This window comes from Amycolatopsis sp. CA-230715, assembly GCF_018736145.1.
Lineage (GTDB): Bacteria > Actinomycetota > Actinomycetes > Mycobacteriales > Pseudonocardiaceae > Amycolatopsis.
Genome location: NZ_CP059997.1, coordinates 5,956,001 through 5,969,704, shown reverse-complemented (window position 1 = coordinate 5,969,704; position 13,704 = coordinate 5,956,001). Strand labels below are relative to the sequence as shown.

The window sequence follows — 13,704 nt, the reverse complement described above, 5'->3', positions numbered from 1 at the left end:
CCGGGCGCGCCCCGCTCGCTACAGCAGTTCCAGCAGGAACGGCAGTTCCTGCGGGGCGTACCAGGCCAGCTCGTGGTCCTCCGCGTCACCGAGGGCGAATTCGGCGTCCTCGTCACCGAGGTCGGCGGCGTCGATGACGGCGGCCGCCGCGCGGACGGCGTCCTCGGCCTCTTCGGTGTCCACGTGCACCGCGGCGATGGCGTCCAGCTCCACCGCGCCCGGCAACCGCACCACCGCCGGGTCGAGATCGGGCCGCGGGGTCGCCTCGTCCACGTCGACCGACACGACCACCCGGCGCGGCAGGGCGCCCTCGTCCTCCGCGCCGAGCAGCCGCAGCGACGCGCGGGCGGCGTCGGTCAGCGCGACGTACTCCAGCTCCTCGGTCGAACCGCTCGTGTACGACTCGCGCAGTGCCGGGGTCAGCGCGAAACCGGTGCCGCTGACCGGGGTGAACCGCCCGTCGGCCGTCGCCTTCTTCAGCATGTCGATCGTGGCAGGAAGATAGACCCTCACCAGTGCGCACCCTTCAGCTCTTCGAGTGACTCCTCGATCATTCCGGCCAGTACGTCCACATCGGACAGCGCCTTGCGATCGCCGTTCAGTCCGAAGTAGACGCCACCGTGGTACGAGGTTACGCCGATCGCCAGTGCCTGGTTGCGCACCAGCGGGATGACCGGGTACATCTCGGTCATCTTCGCCTGCCCCGCGTACAGCGGTTCCTGCGGGCCAGGGGAATTCGTGATGACGAGGTTGAAGATGCGGTCCGAGAACGAGCCGGCCGCCCGCGCGCCGAGGGAGTGCAGGGTCGCGGGCGCGAAGCCGCCGACCCGCAGCAGCGCCCGCGCGGCCACCGAGCGGCCGGAGTCGAGGTGCTCGACCATCGCGTGCCCGATGTGCTGCAGCCGCAGCACCGGGTTCGGCTCGCCGACCGGCAGATCGACCAGATAGGCGTCGACCTGGTTGCCGACGAGGCCGACACCCGAGTACTCGGCCGCGTCCGCGTCGCGCACCGCCATCGGCACCAGCGCGCGCAGGGTGGTGACCGGCGTCAGCGCGGCTCCCCTGGACAGAAGCCATTCCCGTAGCGCGCCGGTGATCGCGGCCAGCACGACGTCGTTGACCGTGCCGCCGTGGTCGGCCCTGACCTTCCGGTAGTCCGCCAGCCTGGTGCGGACCGTGGCGAACACGCGCCCGCCGGACACCGGGACGTTCAGCGGCCCCGACGGTGCCGGGCGCGCCATCGTGCGCAGCGCGGACGCGACACCACCGAGGGTGTCGGAGAACTTCCCCGCCGTCGCCACCACGTCCGCGGCGGCCGACCGCACGTTCTCCACCAGTTCGCCCGGCCGCTGCACGGTTTCGCTGACCGCGTCGAGCATCAGCTGCGAGCGGCTCGGCTGGCGGCGCGGCGCCCAGGTGTCCTCCGGCTGTTCCGGCTCCTGCGGCGCGGTGTCGAGGATGAGCTGGCCGATTTCGATCGTGCCGACACCGTCCACCACGGACTGGTGGGTCTTCGTCACCAGCGCCACGCGGTCGCCGGCGAGCCCTTCGACGAAGTAGGCCTCCCACAACGGCCGCTCCGGGGCGAGCCGCCGCGACATGAGCCGCGCGACCAGGTCGAACAGCTGCTCGTCGCTGCCCGGCGCGGGCAGGGCCGAGCGCCGCACGTGGTAGTTCAGGTCGAAGTCGACGTCGTCCACCCACACCGGCCGCGCGAGGTGGCCCGGCACCGTCAGCACCCGCTGCCGGTAGCGCGGCAGGAACGCGAGCCGCTGGGCCACCAGCGCGAGCAGGTCCTCGTAGCTGAACCCGGCGCGCGGCCGCTCGAACACGGCCACCCCGCCGACGTGCATCGGCGTCGCCGAATCCTCGAGATACAGGAAGGACGCGTCCAGCGCGGACAAGCGGTCGGGCATGGCACGATCCTGACACAATGCGAGACTTCGTCGTGTGGGTGATGAGTCGACAGTCTCGCCGAAGGACCGCTTCCTGACCGTGTACGGCCGGAAGCCGGTGCTGGAGGCGCTCGGCGACCCGGCGCTCGACGTCGACAAGGTGATCCTCGCCGACACGGTGCGCGGGCCGAACGCCGCCGAGATCCAGCGGGCCGCGAAAGCGGCGGGCGTGCGCGTCGACCGCGCGAGCGCGCACCGGGTGAAGGTGCTCGCGGGCAACGGGAAACAGGACCAGGGCGTGCTCGCCGACGTCGTCGCGCCCCGCATGCGCCCGCTCGCGGCCGCGCTCGGATCCCGTGCGCCCGAACGTGTTCTCGTGCTCGACGGCATCACGACCCCGGCCAACGTCGGGATGATCCTGCGCACCGCGACCGCCGCCGGGCTCGGCGGGATCGTGGTCCCGCGCCGCGGTGTCGCGGCGCTCGATCCCCTGGTGGTCAAGGCATCCGCCGGTGTCGCGTTCCGCGCGCCGGTGCTGCGCTGCGGTACCGCCCGTGAAGCCGCGGAGTTGCTCGTGGAAGCCGGGTACGGGCTGTACGCGCTCGGTGCTTCCGGCGACGGCTCGCTGTTCGACGTGGATCTCCCGCGCCGCGCCGCGTTCGTGCTCGGCGGCGAAACGAACGGCGTGAGCGCGGAGGTCGCCGAACTCGTCGCGGGCTGGGTGTCGATCCCGATGCCGGGCGAGGTGGAATCCCTCAACGTGTCCGCGGCCGCCGCGGTGCTCTCGTTCGAAATCGTCCGCCGCGCCGTCACAACGCGGAGCTGAACAGGATTTCCAGCTCTCCGAGCGTTTCCGGAATCGACGTGTGGTGCACGCCCGCCATTCCGGCGGCGACCGCGCCCGCCACGTTGGACGCGGCGTCGTCGACGAACACGCACGCGTCCGCGGGCAGGTCCAGCAGGCTCGCGGTCAGCAGGAACACCTCGCGCGCCGGTTTGGCGCAGCCGACCTCCCCGGAGTAGACCTGCGCGTCGAAGAACGGCTCCAGCCTGCGGCGCACCGAACCACCGCCCGCCGCGTTCGACAGCAGCGCCGTCTTGATCCCGCGATCGCGCAGCTTGTCCAGCAGCGCCAGCAACTCGCCCGCCTCCGGCTCGGTCAGCACCCCGGCGAAATCGAGCACCAGTCCCCTCGGCCCGTTCATCCCCCGATGGTGCCCTATCGCAGTGCCCCGGCGCAGCGGCGCGCAACCGCGATGATTCACCGGCTCGTGGTCAAGCCGCCCGGCGCCGATCCGCCGGTCGCTCTGTTCCGCGGCGGCCCTGGGGAGGGCCGGTTCGAGGGGGGAACACGAAATGGACCAACGCGAATCGAGACGGCTCGTGCCGCTCGACCAGATCGAGGAGTTCCGGCCGCGGGCGCGCTCGGGACCGCGGCCTCAGCACGCCACTACGGAACGGAAGCTCGGCGGCGCACAGCGGACGCTCCCCGACTTCACCACGCTGTTCTCGGCCATCCTCGAGGTGCGGGAAGGGCATCGGGCCGCCGTGCAGGTGCGGCGCTTCCTGCACCCGCGGCTGTACGCGCGCCTCACCAGTCGCGGCCCCACCGCGGGCACCCGCTACACCGTGCGGTCCGTACGGGCCACCTCGCCGCTGCGGGGCGTGGTGGAGACCTGCGGCGTCGTGCACACGCGGGGGCGTGCACTGGCCGTCACGGCGCGGTTCGAACGGCGACGCCAAGGCTGGCTGTGCACCGAGTTCGCGCTCCTCACCGGAACGCCCACCGAGTGAAAAAAGGGGCCTCCCCGGCCGAAACCGGGGAGGCCCCTCCAAGCCGAACGCGTCAGCGACGCGGGCCCTTCTTGCCCTTCTTCGCCTGCGCGCGAGCCGCGGCGCGCCGCTCACGACGGGTGCCGCCGTTCGCGGCGTCGTCGTCCTCTCCGGCGGCCGCGTCGCCGTGCGACTCGACACCGCCGTCCTCGGACGGCCCGGAGAAGGTCATCGCGCGCGGGCCGCCGCCGTCGAGGCCTTTGCCCCGCAACGCGGACGGCACCTGCTGCTCCGGCTCGTTCTTCGGCTGCGGCGGGGTCGGCTGCGCGTGCCTGCCGCCCTCGTCCGGCGCGCCGTTGCCGGTGGCCACCGGGAGCGCGCTCGCGTCCGGCTGCGCCTGCTCCGGCTCCGCCTGCTCGACCTGCAGGTTGAACAGGAAGCCGACGGCCTCCTCCCGCAGCGAGTCCTGCATCGCGTTGAACATGTCGTAGCCCTCGCGCTGGTACTCGATCAGCGGGTCGCGCTGGGCCATCGCGCGCAGGCCGATGCCCTCCTTGAGGTAGTCCATCTCGTAGAGGTGCTCACGCCACTTGCGGTCCAGCACGGACAGCAGCACGCGCCGCTCGAGCTCGCGCATCGCGCCCTCGCCGACCTGGGCGTCGATCTCCGACTCGCGGCGGGCGTAGGCGTCCTGCGCGTCCTGCAGCACGACCTCGCGCAGGCGGTCGGCGTCGAGATCGTCCTCGTCCTCGACGACCTCTTCCCAGTCGAGCGAGACCGGGTACAGGGTCTTCAGCGCCGACCACAGCTTCTTGTGGTCCCAGTCCTCGGCGTAGCCCTCGGAGGTGGCGCCATCGACGTAGGCCGTCACGACGTCGCGCAGCATGTGCTCGACCTGGTCGTGCAGATCCTCGCCCTCGAGCACGCGCAGCCGCTCGGCGTAGATCACCTTGCGCTGCTCGTTCATCACCTCGTCGTACTTGAGGACGTTCTTGCGGATCTCCATGTTCTGCTGCTCGACCTGCGTCTGCGCGCTCTTGATCGCCTTGGAGACCAGCTTCGCCTCGATCGGCGTGTCGTCCGGCAGGCGCATCGTGGTCATCACGCGCTCGACCATCGCCGCGTTGAACCGGCGCATGAGCTCGTCGCCGAGCGAGAGGTAGAACCGGGACTCGCCGGGGTCACCCTGACGACCGGAGCGGCCGCGGAGCTGGTTGTCGATCCGGCGCGACTCGTGGCGCTCGGTGCCCAGCACGTACAGCCCGCCCGCTTCGCGGACCTCTTCCGCCTCGGCCTTCACCGCGGTCTTGACCTCTTCGAGCACCTTCGGCCACGCGGCCTCGTACTCCTCCGAGTTCTCCACCGGATCGAGGCCGCGCTCGCGCAGCTCCTCGTCGGCGATGATGTCCGGGTTGCCGCCCAGCACGACGTCGGTACCACGGCCTGCCATGTTGGTGGCCACCGTGACCTGGCCCTTGCGGCCGGCCCGCGCGACGATCAGCGCCTCGCGGTCGTGGTGCTTCGCGTTCAGGACCTCGTGCGGCACGTTCAGCTTGAGCAACAGCTTCGAGAGGTGCTCGGACTTCTCGACGCTCGTGGTGCCGACGAGTACCGGCTGGCCCTTCTCGTGCCGCTCCGCGATGTCCTCGGCGACCGCCTCGAACTTCGCCTGCTCGGTCTTGTAGATCAGGTCGGCCTGGTCGCGCCGGATCATCGGGCGGTTCGTCGGGATCGGCACCACACCCAGCTTGTAGGTCTGGTGGAACTCGGCGGCCTCGGTCTCGGCGGTACCGGTCATCCCGGACAGCTTGTCGTAGAGCCGGAAGTAGTTCTGCAGCGTGATCGTGGCGAGCGTCTGGTTCTCCGCCTTGATCTCGACGCCTTCCTTGGCCTCGATCGCCTGGTGCATGCCCTCGTTGTAGCGGCGGCCGTGCAGGATGCGGCCGGTGAACTCGTCGACGATCAGGACCTCGCCGCCCCGGACGATGTAGTCCTTGTCCTTCTTGTAGAGCTCCTTGGCCTTCAGCGCGTTCTGCAGGTAGCCCACCAGCGGCGTGTTCGCGGCCTCGTAGAGGTTCTCGATGCCGAGCTGGTCCTCGATGAACGCGACGCCCTTCTCGCTGACGCCGACGGTGCGCTTGCGGATGTCCACCTCGTAGTGGATGTCCGGCTTCATCAGCGGCGACATCCTGGCGAACTCGACGTACCAGCGCGACGAGTTGTCCGCCGGGCCGGAGATGATCAGCGGCGTCCGCGCCTCGTCGATCAGGATCGAGTCGACCTCGTCGACGACGGCGAAGAAGTGCCCGCGCTGCACGCAGTCGTCGAGGCTCCACGCCATGTTGTCGCGCAGGTAGTCGAAGCCGAACTCGTTGTTCGTGCCGTAGGTGATGTCCGCGTGGTAGGCCGCCCGGCGCTGCTCCGGCGAAAGCTCCGAGAGGATGACACCGACCTCGAGGCCGAGGAAGCGGTGGATCCGGCCCATCCACTCCGCGTCGCGCTTGGCGAGGTAGTCGTTGACCGTGACCACGTGCACGCCCTCGCCCGCGATCGCGTTCAGGTAGGCGGGCAGCACACAGGTCAGGGTCTTGCCCTCACCGGTCTTCATCTCGGCGACCTGGCCGAGGTGCAGCGCGGCGCCGCCCATCACCTGCACGTCGAAGTGCCGCTGGCCGATCACGCGCCACGCCGCCTCGCGAGCCACCGAGAACGCTTCCGGCAGCAGGTCGTCGAGGGACTCGCCCGCCTTGTACCGCTCGCGGAACTCGTCGGTCTTCGCGCGCAGATCGGCGTCCGAGAGGTCCTTGACGTCGTCTTCGAGGGTGTTGATGTGGTCTGCGATGTGCCGCAGCCGCTTGAGCATCTTGCCCTCGCCCGCGCGGAGCAGGCGGTTGAGAACCATCGTCTTCAGACCTCACTAGCTTGTGTCTCGGAGCGAACGCGCGTCGGTAGCACGGCCCCGACGGCGACCGTGTTCACCCCATCGTAGGGAAGGCCACCCCGTCGATGCACGTCCCGTGCCGGACACACGCCGACGGCCCGCGCGCGAACGCACGGGCCGTCGGAGAAATACCCGGTCAGCCGAGCCGGATGACGCCGTAGTCGAAGCCCTTCCGCCGGTAGACGACGCTGGGCCTGCCCGCGTCGGAGTCGAAGAAGAGATAGAAGTCGTGACCGACCAGCTCCATTTCGTAGAGCGCCTGGTCGACCGTCATGGGATCCGCGGAATGTTGTTTCTCGCGAACGATGCTGCCGGGTGGGTTGTCGGCTACACCGTCGTCCCATCGCTGGTGCGGCAGTTCGATTTCCTCCGCGACCGAGCCGTTCACCAACTCGGTTTCCGGAAGCGATGGCGCTTCGAGTACCGCGGTGCTCGCCGCGGGGCGCCTTCCGCCGTCCGTGGGAACCGGACCGCCGCCGGCTGCCATCGAAGTCGCTTCGGCGACCGATTCCGAGCGGCGCCGTCCGTAGTGGACGCGACGCCGGTCGTGCAGCTTGCGCATGCGGCTTTCCAGTTTGCTCACCGCGGAGTCGAGCGCGGCATAGAAGTCACCCGCACAGGCCTCGGCGCGTACGGCCGGGCCCTTTCCCTTTCCGGTGATTTCCACTCGCTGGCAGCTCTTCGACTGCCTGCGGTTCGGTTCGTGGAACAACTCCACGTCGTACCGGATGACTTTCCTGTCGTAGCGCTCAAGACGGGCCAGCTTTTCACTGACGTGGGCCCGATAGTGCTCGGGCACCTCCACGTTGCGGCCCTTGACGACGATGTCCATACACGACCTCCCTCGCTGAGATGTCTGCGAGCTGGTTGATCACTACGGCGCCGGTGAAGAAGTACTTTCGGGGACTTGGAAAGCCCGTACAGGGCGGTGAGGAAACCCGGCGGTAACAACCGATACGACGTCTCGTGGGTGTTCCGCCGACCAGGCTCAGCGCTCCTCCAGCGCCAGGGTCATGGGCTGGTCACCTCCCTGCCTGCCTGCCGGGATTGCTGATAGCGGAGCACGTTAGCCGGGTAACGCCGATCACAACAGCCCCCGAGGCGGGGGATGTCGAGGCGTGAGATCCGACTACTCCGCGCAGCGAAAATCCCGGGAATTCCGTCGGGACACAACCCGTTCGGACCAGCTTTCGAGTGGACAATTCACCTTGACAGCCCCTCGAAACCGGCTGATCCGGGCCGAGTGTGATCACCGGGGCGGTCGCGTCCGCCACCCCGGTGGAGCGGCCTCGCGTCGGTGTGCTTCCGGCGGTGGGCCTCATACCCCGACAACGGTCGGCACCGCGTGTGCGTTCCCATCGAATATCACTCGTGTAGGTGACACCTGGATTCACCCTCGCTCAGGCCGCCGAGGTGAGCGCCAGCACCGCGGCGACCCGGCAACCAGCGCTTTCGAGCGCCGAAGCGCTCACCGCGGCCGTCGCACCGGTGGTGATCACGTCGTCGACCAGCACCACCCGCGTCCCCGGCGCGGGCAGGCCCCGCACGTCCACCCGCACACCGCCTTCGAGGTTCGCGGCGCGCTCCGCCCTGGCCAGCCCCACCGCGTCCCGCACCCCGGCGGCCGTCTCCAGCGCCGGCGCCACCGCCGCGCGGTACCCCGCCACCGCCAACGCCCCCGCGCACCGCCGCGCCAGCTCCAGCACGTGCGGACCACCCCGCGGCCGCGACGCCGCCCGCGCCGACGGCGCGGGCACCAGCCACCACACCCCGTCCGGCCCGGTCAGCTCACCGGGCAGGAACGGCACCGCGCGCGCCAGCGCCGCACCGAGCACCGGCGCCAGATCGCGCCTGCCGCGCTCCTTGTAGGCGAGCACCAGCCGCCGCGGCACCCCGCGGTACCGCGCCAAGGCGAACGCCCCCGGCACGCACCCCACCGCCGACGGCGCCCCGAACACCCCCGCGCACGACTCGCAGCACGCCGCCCCCAGCCCGCCACAACCGGCGCAGACCCCGGGCAGCACGAGATCGACCGCCCGCTTGAACACTCCCGCCTTCTCCCCCACACCCGGCAGCATGCACCCGACCCCCGACAGTCTTCTTTATCGGTCGGCAAAATTTGCGCTGCCAGGGCGCGGCACCCGTGGTGATCCGCCGGTTGGTCGCGGGGTGCGCCCTGCCATCGCAAATTTAGAGGGCCTTGGCGGCCCTGCGCCCGACTGCACGCTCCCGCCGCGCGGGGCGCGTCGGATCGCCGGGTGCGGGGCTGGGTTGGCAATGGCCGGGCCTTCGGCCCGGACCTCGCGGCACTCGGGAGGTAGGCGGGCGGGTCGGCTTGGGGTGGGCGGGCGTGGGCCGGGTCCTGAAGTGCAGTTAGCGGGCTAAATGTCGTCAGCGGGCGGGGGCTAGCCGGGGTAGAAGGGGGTTTCTACGCCGTTGACGGAGCTTGGCTGGTGTGGCCGCCATACCTCGCCGATGTCCGACGCGGTCCACAGGCCGCCGCTGTCGGCGACCATGACGGACCGGCCGGGCGCGGCGGCCACCGCGTGCACGGGCGGGGTCAGGTTGGAGCTGTTGAACGGGTCGGCCCGCAGCCCGTCGATGGGGACCTTCACGACCGGCTGGGACGCCGAGGTCGTGGCGGCGATGACGACGTCGGGGCCTGCCCAGTCGACGTCGACGACACCGGTGAGGTCCCCGCCGCCGCGGACGACCTTCGGCATCCGCAACGTCACCGAATCCTGTGCGCGCGCGACCGAGGCGATGACCAGCTGGCCGTTCACGATGAGGGCGGCCCTGGTGCCGTCCCTGGACAGCCGGAGCGCGGTGATCTGCCCGATCGTCGCGATCTCGTCGGCGTTCACGACCTGCGGCAGCCACCGGCCGTCCGCCGACCGCGAGACGCGGAGGACCTGCTTGTCGTCCACCACAGTCCACAGTTCACTGGCGACCCCGCCCACGGTCAGCGTCGGGCGCCAGGTCGGCCTCGTCAACGAGCTGCCGTAGAGCGAAACCCGCGGCATCTCACCGCCGAACTCGCCCACGCGCAACTGCTGCTTCCCGTGGTCGTTCTCCACCAGCGCGAGGCGTTTGCCGTCGAGCGACTGCGCGGCGCTCAGGATGCCGACGGAGCCGTCACCGGCCGGGCCGCTCACGGGCTGGCCGTCGGCGAGCGAGCGCACCCTGCCGTTCACCACCATCAGCCCCTGCAACTCGGCCGCGGGCGCGGTCAGCGAGCCGTTCGACGGCAGTTCGCTCGGCAGCCACGCGTCGTGCCCGCTCACCAGCGAACGGCCGTCCCCGAGCAACTGGACCCGGCTCGTGGTGACGCTCTGCAGCGACTGCACGATCTGCGCGGCCATCAGCTTCCGGATGTCCTGGCCCTGGTCGCCCACCCCGGACAACGGCACCACGAGCGAACCGTCCTTGTTCGCCTGCACGTTCGTCTCGAGGGTGGTCTGCTCGGGGATCGCCGTCTTGACCGCGCCGATGAGCCCGTTCGACGGGCCGCCGAGCAGCAGGTTCACCACGCGGCCCGGCAGCCCGGACTGGGGTTTCGCGGCCACGTACCGGAGATCGGGCACCAGCACGTTGGACTCCGGCGCGATGAAGTACACCGGCACCCGGAAGTAGTTCGCGATGAAATCGCTTTCCGCCAGCACGATCTTCGGCGGCGGATCCACCAGGCGCCACTGCCCGTCGGCCTGGCGGCGCACCTTGTAGGTCCATTCGTACGAGTTCTTCCCGGAGGTGAACGCCGCGTCGGCGCCGAGCTCGCCGACGGTGAACCCGCGCAGCACGACGGACCGCTCGTTGGGGTCCTGGGGCTGCGTCGTGTCGTAGACGGTGCCGAAGGTGTCGTCGATGACGGTGAAGCCCTGCACCGGGCTCCACTTCTGGCGAACCTGCTCGTCGAGGTACACGCGGGCACCGGCGTTGTTCTCCGTCGGCAGCGCGCTGGCGTGCGCGAAGGCCCGCACCACCGACAGCGCGTCGAGGTTGCGGTCCGGTTCCTTGACGTCGGGGCTGGACATCTGGGCGCCGCGCGGGGTGAGCACCTCGGGCTGGGATTCCTCCGGCACGTTCGCGCAGCCCGCGACGAGCACCGCGCACGACATCAGCGCGAGGCACACCAGGCGAAACGGCTTGGTCATCGCTCCTCTTTGAACGCGATCGAGGCGAGGTCCGACACGTCGATGATGCCCGCGATCCCGGTGCTCGGGACGTTGGCGGTGATCGCGGGCCGCCCTGGCTGCTCCTCGACCACCTTGGCGAGCACGGGCTGGGTGCTGCCCGGCGGCGCGTCGACCGGCGGCAGCGGCAGCGGGCTCTTCCCGATCGGCACGTCCTGGTGGCGCGGCAGCGTCAGCCGGAAGCACGCGCCGTGGCCCGGCGCGCCCCAGGCTTCGAGCGCGCCTCCGTGCAGGCGGGCGTCCTCGTGGCTGATCGCGAGACCGAGCCCGGTGCCGCCGGTGCGCCGGTTCCGCGACGGGTCCGCGCGCCAGAACCGGTTGAACACCAGGTCGGCTTCGCCCTGGCGCAATCCGACGCCGTAGTCGCGGACGGTCACCGCGACGGTGTCCGCGTTGACCGCGACCTGCAGCCGCACCGGCTTGCCCTCGCTGTGGTCGACGGCGTTGGCGAGCAGGTTGCGGATGATCCGCTCGACCCGCCGCGCGTCGACCTCGGCGACCGCGGGCGCGTCCGGGAGGTCCACTTCGATCGTGGTGTTCGACGAGCCCGCGATGACCCTGACCTGTTCGACGGCGCGCCGCGCGATGGGCGAGACGTCGATCAGCTCGGCCGCCAGCTCCTCGACGCCCGCGTCGAGCCGGGAAATCTCCAGCAGGTCGCCGAGCAAGGCCTCGAACCGGTCCAGCTCGTCGACGAGTAGTTCCGTCGAGCGCGCGAGACCGGGCGGGAACTGCTCGCGCGAAGCGTGCAGTACGTCGGCGGCCATGCGCACCGTGGTCAGCGGCGTCCGCAGCTCGTGGGAAACGTCCGAGGTGAACCGGCGCTGCAACGTGCCGAACTCCTCGAGCTGGCGGATCTGGATCTGGATGCTGGCCGCCATTTCGTTGTAGGACAAGGCGAGCTTCGCGAGATCGTCCTCGCCCGCGACGGGGAGCCGCCGATCGAGGTCACCGACGGCGAACTGCTCCGCGACCTCGGCCGCGCGCCGGACCGGGCGCACCACCTGGCGGGTGACCAGGTTCGTGATCCCGGCCAGCAGGACGAGCAGCACGAGCCCGCCGACGAGCAGCGTGTTCTGCACCGTCGAGACGGTCGCCTGCTCGGAGGTGAGCGGGAAGAGCAGGTAGAGCTGCAGCGGCCTGGCCGTGGTGCTCACCGGCGCGCCGACCATCAGGTAGGTGGTGCGCGAGCCGTCCGCGGACACCACGGTGTGGATCTGCTTGCTCAGCTGGTTCAGCTCGACGAACTGGCGCAGCCGCTCCGGCACCTTGGCCAGGGGGCCGACGGACAGCGGTGTGCCCGCCGCCGGGTCCGTGCCGCCGCTGGCGAGCACCGGCTCGAAGGCGCCCGCCGCCGAACCCGTCGCGGCCTGCGCCTCCGGCGCGCTGCTGGTGATCCGTTTGAGCGCGGTGCTCAGCCGGTCACCGAGCGAGTCCTGGTTGCTCAGGCCGACGAGCTCGCGCTCGGCGGTCTGCACCACGGCCTGGGTCTGCAGCACCGCGGCGGCCGACTTGGTGTCGAGCAGGCGCTCGGTGATCTGGGTCTGCAGCACGAGCCCCAGTACGAACACGACCGCGGAGGACAGCGCGAGCGTGGACACGGTGACGCGGAACTGGAGCGAATGGCGCCACAGCTCGCCGAAGGCGACCATGCGGCGGCGGCCGAACGCCGCGACCCTGCCCGACACCCGCACCACCATGCGCGTGAAGGCGGCGACCTTCGGTTTCATCGCGCGGTCACGGCGGGCCCGCCTTGTACCCGACGCCGCGAACGGTCAACACCACCTCGGGGTGTTCCGGGTCCTTCTCCACCTTCGAGCGCAGCCGCTGGACGTGCACGTTCACCAGCCGCGTGTCGGCGGCGTGCCGGTAACCCCAGACCTGTTCGAGGAGCACCTCGCGAGTGAACACCTGACGCGGCTTGCGGGCCAGCGCGACGAGCAGGTCGAATTCGAGCGGGGTGAGCGGGATGGCCTTGCCCTCGCGGGTCACCTCGTGCCCGGGGACGTCGATGGTGAGATCGCCGATGGCGAGCGACTCGGCGGGCTCGGCCTCGGTGCGCCGCATGCGCGCCCGCACCCTCGCCACCAGTTCCTTGGGCTTGAACGGCTTGACCACGTAGTCGTCGGCGCCGGACTCGAGGCCGAGCACTATGTCGACGGTGTCGCTCTTCGCGGTGAGCATCACGATCGGCACGCCGGACTCGGCGCGGATGGCCTTGCAGACGTCGATGCCGTTCATGCCGGGCAGCATGAGGTCGAGCAGCACGAGATCGGGTTTCAGGTCGCGCAGCGCGGGCAGCGCGCGTGAACCGTCGGCGACGACCGCGGTATCGAACCCCTCCCCACGCAGGACGATGGTGAGCATCTCCGCGAGAGCGGGGTCGTCGTCGACCACCAAGACACGTGCCTTCATGAGCACATATTCGCACTGGTCGCCACCGTCACGCGCACGACCCGTCGATGTGCCCACCAGAAAGATCAAAGATGACGCTACCGCGTTGCTCCATCCGGGTGGCATCCTCCCACAACGCGCTACGCTTGGCTTACCGCTAGCGAAGGGAGGCGCCCGGTGCTGAGGCTCATGCTCGTGCTGACGCTGCCCGTCACGCTCGGCGCCCTGCTGCTCGCCGATCCGGCGAACCCGTTCGCGATCGCCGGTGTCGCGCTGCTCGCCGCGTTCGCCGTCACGGTCGCGGTGGCGACCGTCGAAGGCAGGCTCGACCCGGCGGACGCGCCACCCCGCGTCCGCGCCATGGCGCTGCGGCAACGGGCCGCGCGCAGCAGGTTCCTCCGGCTCCGCGATCCCGACGCCGCGGGCCGTCCCCGTCCCCGAGCTCCGTCAGCGGGCCACGCGGCCGTCTGAGCCGCCCGCCCGTTCCTTCACGCTCGACGGCACTTCT

12 protein-coding genes are annotated in these 13,704 nt (G+C 70.6%); 3 read left to right on the top strand and 9 right to left on the bottom strand.

From position 1 onward, the window contains the following. Positions 1-18: 18 nt before the first annotated feature. Both HUW46_RS28720 and HUW46_RS28715 read right to left on the bottom strand, forming a co-directional pair. A complete protein-coding gene (locus tag HUW46_RS28720) occupies positions 19-513 on the bottom strand; it encodes a DUF6912 family protein (protein WP_215541900.1) in 495 nt (164 codons plus the stop codon). Continuing rightward, a complete protein-coding gene (locus HUW46_RS28715; protein WP_215541899.1) occupies positions 510-1,916 on the bottom strand; it encodes a WS/DGAT/MGAT family O-acyltransferase in 1,407 nt (468 codons plus the stop codon). The genes HUW46_RS28720 and HUW46_RS28715 overlap by 4 nt, the downstream gene beginning before the upstream one ends. A gap of 34 nt (positions 1,917-1,950) precedes the next feature. Here HUW46_RS28715 and HUW46_RS28710 point away from each other — a divergent pair, with 34 nt between their 5' ends. After that, the gene (locus tag HUW46_RS28710) at positions 1,951-2,721 is read left to right on the top strand and encodes a TrmH family RNA methyltransferase (protein WP_215541898.1); all 771 of its coding nucleotides are present in this window, start codon (positions 1,951-1,953) and stop codon (positions 2,719-2,721) included. Here HUW46_RS28710 and HUW46_RS28705 read toward each other — a convergent pair. Beyond that, positions 2,705-3,100 (bottom strand): HAD family hydrolase, encoded by a 396-nt coding sequence (locus HUW46_RS28705; RefSeq protein WP_215541897.1) that lies wholly within the window; start codon positions 3,098-3,100, stop codon positions 2,705-2,707. The genes HUW46_RS28710 and HUW46_RS28705 overlap by 17 nt on opposite strands. A gap of 151 nt (positions 3,101-3,251) precedes the next feature. Between HUW46_RS28705 and HUW46_RS28700 the strand changes: the two genes are divergently transcribed. Further along, positions 3,252-3,689 (top strand): Rv3235 family protein, encoded by a 438-nt coding sequence (locus HUW46_RS28700; protein WP_215541896.1) that lies wholly within the window; start codon positions 3,252-3,254, stop codon positions 3,687-3,689. Between the two features lie 52 nt (positions 3,690-3,741). On the opposite strand, the gene secA is transcribed toward HUW46_RS28700, so the two are convergent. The 6 genes from secA to mtrA form a co-directional block, all read right to left on the bottom strand. Next, a complete protein-coding gene (gene secA / locus HUW46_RS28695) occupies positions 3,742-6,570 on the bottom strand; it encodes a preprotein translocase subunit SecA (RefSeq protein ID WP_215541895.1) in 2,829 nt (942 codons plus the stop codon). A gap of 175 nt (positions 6,571-6,745) precedes the next feature. Beyond that, positions 6,746-7,441: a ribosome hibernation-promoting factor, HPF/YfiA family gene (gene hpf, locus HUW46_RS28690; RefSeq protein ID WP_215541894.1), complete on the bottom strand. Its 696-nt coding sequence runs from the start codon at positions 7,439-7,441 to the stop codon at positions 6,746-6,748. 568 nt (positions 7,442-8,009) lie between these two features. Further along, complete coding sequence (locus tag HUW46_RS28685; RefSeq protein ID WP_215541893.1) at positions 8,010-8,687, bottom strand: ComF family protein; 678 nt, start codon at positions 8,685-8,687, stop codon at positions 8,010-8,012. 327 nt (positions 8,688-9,014) lie between these two features. Further along, the gene (locus tag HUW46_RS28680; RefSeq protein WP_215541892.1) at positions 9,015-10,763 is read right to left on the bottom strand and encodes an LpqB family beta-propeller domain-containing protein; all 1,749 of its coding nucleotides are present in this window, start codon (positions 10,761-10,763) and stop codon (positions 9,015-9,017) included. Then, positions 10,760-12,532 (bottom strand): MtrAB system histidine kinase MtrB, encoded by a 1,773-nt coding sequence (gene mtrB / locus HUW46_RS28675; protein ID WP_215541891.1) that lies wholly within the window; start codon positions 12,530-12,532, stop codon positions 10,760-10,762. Before mtrB ends, HUW46_RS28680 begins: the two co-directional genes overlap by 4 nt. Before the next feature lie 7 nt (positions 12,533-12,539). Next, the gene (gene mtrA / locus HUW46_RS28670; protein ID WP_215541890.1) at positions 12,540-13,217 is read right to left on the bottom strand and encodes an MtrAB system response regulator MtrA; all 678 of its coding nucleotides are present in this window, start codon (positions 13,215-13,217) and stop codon (positions 12,540-12,542) included. A gap of 156 nt (positions 13,218-13,373) precedes the next feature. On the opposite strand from mtrA, the gene HUW46_RS28665 reads away from it, so the two are divergent. Continuing rightward, positions 13,374-13,667, top strand: a complete 294-nt coding sequence (locus tag HUW46_RS28665; protein ID WP_215541889.1) for a DUF6412 domain-containing protein — start codon at positions 13,374-13,376, stop codon at positions 13,665-13,667. Positions 13,668-13,704 lie beyond the last annotated feature (37 nt).

What these genes read in the sequence shown, in the direction of transcription:
- HUW46_RS28715 (WP_215541899.1), bottom strand. Translation starts at nt 1,916, where the DNA reads ATGCCCGACCGCTTGTCCGCGCTGGACGCGTCCTTCCTGTATCTCGAG.
- HUW46_RS28705 (WP_215541897.1), bottom strand. Translation starts at nt 3,100, where the DNA reads ATGAACGGGCCGAGGGGACTGGTGCTCGATTTCGCCGGGGTGCTGACC.
- HUW46_RS28700 (WP_215541896.1), top strand. Translation starts at nt 3,252, where the DNA reads ATGGACCAACGCGAATCGAGACGGCTCGTGCCGCTCGACCAGATCGAG.
- secA (WP_215541895.1), bottom strand. Translation starts at nt 6,570, where the DNA reads ATGGTTCTCAACCGCCTGCTCCGCGCGGGCGAGGGCAAGATGCTCAAG.
- hpf (WP_215541894.1), bottom strand. Translation starts at nt 7,441, where the DNA reads ATGGACATCGTCGTCAAGGGCCGCAACGTGGAGGTGCCCGAGCACTAT.
- HUW46_RS28685 (WP_215541893.1), bottom strand. Translation starts at nt 8,687, where the DNA reads ATGCTGCCGGGTGTGGGGGAGAAGGCGGGAGTGTTCAAGCGGGCGGTC.
- HUW46_RS28680 (WP_215541892.1), bottom strand. Translation starts at nt 10,763, where the DNA reads ATGACCAAGCCGTTTCGCCTGGTGTGCCTCGCGCTGATGTCGTGCGCG.
- mtrB (WP_215541891.1), bottom strand. Translation starts at nt 12,532, where the DNA reads ATGAAACCGAAGGTCGCCGCCTTCACGCGCATGGTGGTGCGGGTGTCG.
- mtrA (WP_215541890.1), bottom strand. Translation starts at nt 13,217, where the DNA reads ATGAAGGCACGTGTCTTGGTGGTCGACGACGACCCCGCTCTCGCGGAG.